Below are 6,295 nucleotides of genomic sequence, written 5' to 3'. Positions count from 1 at the left end.
CCTATAAAAATCACGTGTGTGGGATGCTCAGGGTCTCACTATGAAAACTGTCTCTATTGGGCCTGTTTGATACCAGAGTGGTCAGCTTTGTGGTAGCACGCTTTCCTGGAGCAGGCCGTCGATGCGGGCGCTCGTCCGCGGCGAGCGGTCTGGCGGTAGAGCCGCATGATGTCGGTGATCGAGATGATGCCGAGGACATGTTCCATCTGTTCAAGCGGCTGTCTCTCGATGACGGGTGCCCAGCTGATGCGTTGCGTCGTCAGCTCCTCAAGTACATTGTCGAGGGTGTCCTCGACGTTGATGCTGGTGGACTTAGACTTAGGATTCATCGCCTCGCCGACGGTGCGGCTGGCGCGCAGCGAGGGCTCTGTGCGCTCAATATCGCCGGGCGTCAGGATGCCGAGCAGGTTCTCCTGTTCATCGATGACTGGCAGGCCGCGCAGTTTCTGCTCGGCGAAGAGCGTGGCTGCCTCACTGAGCGGGATCTCGGGATGCAAGCGGCGGGCCAGCGGTTTCATGGCCTGCCGTGCTGATAGCCGAGCCAGCAATGGGAAGGTGAACTGGAGCCGATGGGCCGGTGAATCCGCCCGGTTGGCGACCTGACTACTATAGATGGATTGCTGTCCCACGATCAGATAGGCCAGGCTGACCGCGATCATGGCCGGGGCCAGGAGCGAGAGATTAACCGGTCATTTCAGCTACCATCAGCATTACTGCGATCGGCGCATGGGCGATACCACCGAACAGGGCCATCATGCCCACGATCACAAAGGGTCCGGGTGAAGCCGGAATACCGGGCAGCACATGATAGCAGAGCCGCCACACCAGCGCCCCGAGCATCCCACCGATCACCATACCAGGACCAAAGATACCGCCGGAGCCACCGGAGCCGATGGAGAGTCCAGTGGTCAGGATCTTGACGAAGGGGAGCGCAATCACGATCCATAGTGGAATTGAGAGCAGACCAGTTTGATTTCATGCTGACCTGTACCCAGCCATAGCCCATGGCCGATGGCCTGCGGAATCATCAGTCCGATCAGACCTACCAGCAATCCACCGACGGCTGGCTTGAACCAGTTGGGAGCGGGATATGATGGAAGATGTGCGTGATTCCATAGAAGCCATTAGAATAGAGGCGACCAACCAGTCCGCAGAGCAGTCCCAGCACCACATAGTAGATCAACTGTGGCGGAGACGAGAAGGCCAGATTATTGGGCGTCGCGAAAATTGGATCCCAGCCGGACCAGGCGCCGAAGATGCTATAGCCGACGATCGAGGCCAGCAGGGCCGGAATCAGCGCTTCGACCTCCAGGTCATCGCGGTAGAGGATCTCGGCCGCCAGGATCGCGCCTCCCAGTGGAGCACGGAAGATCGCGCCGATACCTGCGCCGATGCCGGTTGCCAGTGCGATACGCCGATCCTGCGCATCCAGGCGCAACACACTACCCAGGATCGAGCCAAAGCCCGCGCTGATCTGGGCCGCCGGACCTTCCCGACCAGCCGAGCCGCCGGTGCCGATAGTAATCGCCGATGCCACCAGCTTGATCAGCGGAATCCGCGCCCGGATCGACTTACCTTCATGGAAGGCTGCAATCGCCGCATCAGTACCATGGCCCTCAGCCTCCGGCGCAAAGGTAAACACAATAATGCCCGCGATCAAACCACCCAGCGCAGTCACCAACGGCAACAACCATGGATGGGCCGCCGCCCAGAATGAGGTAACGACCGTCTCGCCCTCACCGGCTGGCTCCGGTGGCTGATAGCCAACCATCCCACCCAGAAAAACACTCGTCGAAAAATGGATCGCCGCATAAAAAGCGATCGCTCCCAATCCAGCAATACAGCCAATCAACGTACTTAAAAAGACCCATTTCAGTAGATAGCGCGGACTCTCAAAGCTGCGCATAAAACGCTGCAACGGAGACCTGCTACTCCCTGCCAACCTGCTCGCAAAAAATTTCATACAATTCCTTTCCTTAACACATAATATATATGAGTGGGCAGTCAACCATTAAAAAATCAATAAAAAAAAAAACCGTACCGTAGGTTCGACTCTTGCGGCCGATTGCGTCGCCCCCGCTGGCCTTGGCCCCTGAATTTACGTGACCGTGGGTTTTGGAGCCAGGCCCTGGATGATGGTGTGGGCGATGGCCTCGGCGCGATTGGTGATCTCAGCTTCAGGCCAATCGAGGACGCGTGCCGAGAGGATATAGGATTCGGTGAGGGAGAGGACGAGCAGAGAACTGGCCTCGATATCATCGCTCTGGATCTCGCCGTTAGCCTGTCCCTGTTCCAGGACCAGAGAGATTACCGCCAGATAGTCGCGTAATAGCCGGGTCGCCTCGGCCTGGAAGGCGCGATTAACGCCATAGAGGGCGCTCATATAGACACTGAAACTATCGCTATCCTCTTCCGCCAATCGGGCAAAGGCCAGAAAGAGCCGGGCGAGGCGTTGTTCCAGCGTCCCGGCCTCAGCCAGGGCTGCCCGTACCGTACCTAGTTGTGTCTGGGCAATCGTGCGTAGCATCGCCAGGAACAGCTCACGCTTATTCTCAAAATACAGATAAATAGTTCCCTTGCCGATGCCAGCCTGTTCCGCGATCAGATTAATATTAGCCTGATCAAAGCCCAGGCGCGCAAACTCGCGGGCCGCCTCACGCAGAATCTTCCTCCGCGTCGCCTCCCGCATCTGCTCATCCACAATCTTTGGCATATATCTCCCGTACCGGCAGCATTCATGGCTAATACGTTTCACTTAAGTCTTTTTCTGGACAAGATTGACGAAAGCATCTGAGCCGATCAGAGGCCCAGTGACTTCAAAGGATCAAGAAAAGCGAACCTACACGTTTTTCCTCTCTTGATCCTTTGAGAAGGTGTTCCTTCACCGTCATGCTATCATTTCAGCCATTCAATCCTTAAGTGAAAAGTATTAGCATTCATAGCTGCGACTTCTTGACGTATGAGCAAGTTCCAACGCTGGGAACGTTGCTCTTTTACGTAGTATAACATATAAATGGGCAGTTGGTCAATATAAAATTTTGGCCGGCTGCCAGCAATGGGCTAGAGTTTGTTTGCGCGCAAAAAGATCTTAACGGCCCTTTGGGTCTTCTCTTTCAACACAAGCCAATGTGTCGTTTATACTATAATTGAATAGGTGTTGATAATTATTGTCTCTTCTATTGGTTCTTGACGATTTTATGGTTGGATTCCAATAGTGGTAGATGTTTAGGAAAGGTTGTGATTTGTATGGCTGGTGTTGAGTTTGGTTGGATGCCTCCTGTGGGTGATAAAACGGTGTCGCGGCAGGAGTTTATGGGAAATGTGCAGCGTGGCCTGGATACGATTGTGGGCCATTTTGATTCGGTCTGGTTTCCGGATCATGTGCAGTTTGAGGACCGCGATTTTCTGGAGGGCTGGACGACTCTGACCTATCTGGCGGCGCGACAGCCACTCTTGAAATATGGACATATCGTGCTCTGCCAGTTGTTCCGCAATCCGGCCCTGCTGGCCAAGATGGCGGCGACCTTGCAGTATCTCAGTCAGGGAAACTTTATTGCTGGTATTGGCGCTGGCTGGAATGAGGCCGAGTGTAAAGCCTATAACATTCCTTATCCTGGTGCGGGTCAGCGCGTCGATGAGTTGGACGAGGCGTTGCAGATCATGAAGGCGCTCTGGCGCGAGGATCATGTGACCTTTGAGGGCAAATATCACCGTGTCACCGATGCCTTCTGCCAGCCCAAACCGGATCCCGTGCCGCCAATTATGGTGGCTGCCTTCCAGCCCCGCATGATGAAACTGGTGGCTCGCCACGCGGATTGGTGGAATACCGGCTTTAGTGATCTGGAAAAAACGCGTGAGCAATTGGCGAAGCTCGATGAAGCCTGCCACGCGATTGGTCGTGATCCAAAGACCTTGCGCCGTACCGCGATGATCAGTTGCTACTGCGCGCCCAACGAACAGAAGTTGCAGGAAATGACCTCGAAGCACAGCGGACCCTTCGGTGTCGGCCTGACCGGTACGCCTGAGCAGGTCGTCGAGCAATTTAAAGCGATTGTTGATCTCGGCATTGACTACTTCATGATCAGCGCCGGCGGCTTTCCCGACACCACACCCTCGAACTCCTGGCCCATGAGGTCCTGCCCGCCCTCAATGCACGTTAATCCTGGCCCGTAGGTTTGACCCTCGCGGTCGATTGGTGCCATGAGGTCCAGGCCGCCCCAACGTGAGCAAGAACCTGGGAATCGGTCTCTTTCGGGGCAAGATCGATGCGGGGGAGACAATCGACCGCGAGGGTCGAACCTACATTTTCGCTTTTCTTGCTCATTTGAGACAATGGTTCGTTTTATTGGCAGCAAACGATTTCGCCAACAGCAAGCTACTATTCCAGGGTGCGCACTTCTCGTACAAAGAGTGGCAGTAGCACGGTGAGTAGATTGAATAATCCGAATATTATGAATATGGGGCCGGCACCGAGACGATCAGTCATGATGCCCCCAAGGATTTCACCGACCGGGGCCATGGCGAAAGAGCCAAGGGTGTCAAGACTGATGACGCGCCCTAATTTGTCGCCCGGCACTGTTTCCTGGAGGATTGGTAAAAAAGATCGTATTAAAGAATGTCAGGCCAAAACCGACCAGTAAGCTTGCCAGGAAGGCGATGAATGGAGCCATGGCCTGTGGGAAAGGCAAACCAAAGATCAGGATGCCTGATTGGCTGTCAGACTGAGCGCGGAGAGTCTAGGAAATGACGCCGCGCTTTTTCAGCGATGCACTCCAGTCCGACCCAAAACCACACGCGGATTCCTGAAGCACTCAAATCACTCCCACGACCCGTGACCAAAGGGCAAAAAGGTTTACCTAAGAATATGCGCAGAAGGCATGCACCCTTCACTGATAGACATCATATTTCATCGTACTCCGAGAGATTGTTACATCGCGGACAAGGAGATGCGTGCCAGATAGAACACCGACTAGAGAGTTTAGCTTATAGTAAGCGAAGCGTGCATTCGCAGTGCGATGTGAAAGCGCCAGACCCTAGCGCCGAGTGAGCTTGCGCACATAACTAGACCAGCCCATCCACAAATATGTCGCTGCCGACCCAACCTCTGGTAGAAACAATCTTCGTCCGAAATCACGCGACTTCTTCTTATCGTGGATTTCTCAGAGTATGGTCATTTTCAACGAATATTCCCGAGCTCGCCTCAGCACCTGCTTTCGAGCTTCTACCTCAAAACGAGGAGATCCCGCTCTCGTTCAACGGCATTCTCTATCAATCTGCCTATCCACCTGATAGGGCGCGAGATACTGCTGGTTGTAGCGACAGGCGTCCAATCTCAACGCACGAGGGAGATGAGTAGACGAGCTGCTGAGTTAACAATAAAAGCTGATCGGTCGCATATAGACGGCATTTACGTTAAGATGCACTACCCGACGCCGGAGTCAGCTATGATCGCCGCCGGCTATTCACGAACCGGCTGCGGAGCGAATCTAACTGGTTCGCACGTACTTGATATCACTCATATTCACCCACGCGTATTCGTGAGTATCGTAAGTTAGAGCGCATCGCCTGAAGCCAAGTGATCACATAATTTTCGAGGACGAGCAAAAGCAGTGGACAACCGATAGAGCGCTTGCGAAAAGGAAAATTTCGTGCAGTAAACTTCCGCTTCCGTTGAGAATGTGCTCATAAACGCTTTCGACAGATTGCGACAATATAAGCCCGACTTGCCGAGAAAAACGCACAATACCAAAGATCAATGCTTCAATGATGAGATGCCAGAATTGTAGCTGACCCATAAAGCCAAGGATGCTGATGAGCAGCACCACGAAACCTCGTCCACCATCTGACCAGAGCATGATGAGGCGCCGGGGCAGACGATCGGCTGTGACACCACCGATCAACACAAAAATCAGGCGAGGTATGGTTGCCGCCATGAGAATTGTCCCATCGCCAACCCTGAATGAGTCATCAACAGGACCTGCCAGGCTAAAGCAATCGCAAAAACATCATCGCCGACATTCGATATCGCTTGTCCAATCCAGAGGAGTGTAAAGGGGCGTGAACGTAGAGCACGGGTAAGATTGAAACGCTTTCCAAAAATCATCATGATACAACCATAAATCCTTTTTTGTATAATAATAAGATCATTACTATAAAGAGACGTATTATATTATACATGAAGAATGAAGACTTATTCCACCTTTATGGAGGCTTCTTTTCAATACTCCATCCTGAGAGTACAGGTTTTTATTTGTTATGCGCATAAAATGGTTGTATACTGCGCAAAAGTATGGGC

Annotated in this window: 9 protein-coding genes; 1 reads left to right on the top strand and 8 read right to left on the bottom strand. The window is 53.2% G+C overall.

The genetic code is table 11. The features are described from left to right. Window positions 1-53: 53 nt before the first annotated feature. From KDW_RS31455 to KDW_RS31445, 4 genes are all read right to left on the bottom strand, one after another. Complete coding sequence (locus tag KDW_RS31455; protein WP_198925734.1) at window positions 54-659, bottom strand: CBS domain-containing protein; 606 nt, start codon at window positions 657-659, stop codon at window positions 54-56. A gap of 22 nt (window positions 660-681) precedes the next feature. Then, window positions 682-939: a chloride channel protein gene (locus KDW_RS35570; RefSeq protein ID WP_198925733.1), complete on the bottom strand. Its 258-nt coding sequence runs from the start codon at window positions 937-939 to the stop codon at window positions 682-684. Window positions 940-1,042: 103 nt separating this feature from the next. Next, a complete protein-coding gene (locus tag KDW_RS35565; protein ID WP_151759831.1) occupies window positions 1,043-1,963 on the bottom strand; it encodes a chloride channel protein in 921 nt (306 codons plus the stop codon). A 135-nt stretch (window positions 1,964-2,098) separates the two neighbouring features. After that, window positions 2,099-2,713, bottom strand: a complete 615-nt coding sequence (locus tag KDW_RS31445) for a TetR/AcrR family transcriptional regulator (RefSeq protein ID WP_151759830.1) — start codon at window positions 2,711-2,713, stop codon at window positions 2,099-2,101. 533 nt (window positions 2,714-3,246) lie between these two features. Here KDW_RS31445 and KDW_RS31440 point away from each other — a divergent pair. Then, the gene (locus KDW_RS31440) at window positions 3,247-4,173 is read left to right on the top strand and encodes an LLM class flavin-dependent oxidoreductase (protein WP_151759829.1); all 927 of its coding nucleotides are present in this window, start codon (window positions 3,247-3,249) and stop codon (window positions 4,171-4,173) included. Here KDW_RS31440 and KDW_RS32150 read toward each other — a convergent pair. The 4 genes from KDW_RS32150 to KDW_RS31425 all read right to left on the bottom strand — a co-directional run bounded on the left by KDW_RS32150 (window position 4,157) and on the right by KDW_RS31425 (window position 6,106). Beyond that, complete coding sequence (locus KDW_RS32150) at window positions 4,157-4,324, bottom strand: hypothetical protein (RefSeq protein WP_162005804.1); 168 nt, start codon at window positions 4,322-4,324, stop codon at window positions 4,157-4,159. The two genes, KDW_RS31440 and KDW_RS32150, sit on opposite strands and share 17 nt — an antisense overlap. 54 nt (window positions 4,325-4,378) lie before the next feature. Next, complete coding sequence (locus tag KDW_RS31435) at window positions 4,379-4,576, bottom strand: hypothetical protein (RefSeq protein ID WP_151759828.1); 198 nt, start codon at window positions 4,574-4,576, stop codon at window positions 4,379-4,381. A 1,003-nt stretch (window positions 4,577-5,579) separates the two neighbouring features. Further along, on the bottom strand, window positions 5,580-5,933 hold the full coding sequence (locus KDW_RS31430; protein ID WP_151759827.1) for an MFS transporter: 354 nt from the start codon (window positions 5,931-5,933) through the stop codon (window positions 5,580-5,582). Further along, entirely contained in the window at window positions 5,909-6,106 is a 198-nt protein-coding gene (locus KDW_RS31425; RefSeq protein WP_151759826.1) for a hypothetical protein, read from the bottom strand. Before KDW_RS31425 ends, KDW_RS31430 begins: the two co-directional genes overlap by 25 nt. Between the last annotated feature and the right edge of the window lie 189 nt (window positions 6,107-6,295).

This window comes from Dictyobacter vulcani (assembly GCF_008974265.1).
Lineage (GTDB): Bacteria > Chloroflexota > Ktedonobacteria > Ktedonobacterales > Ktedonobacteraceae > Dictyobacter > Dictyobacter vulcani.
The sequence above is the reverse complement of the archived record's forward strand: the minus strand, read 5'-3'. Positions and strand labels throughout refer to the sequence as shown.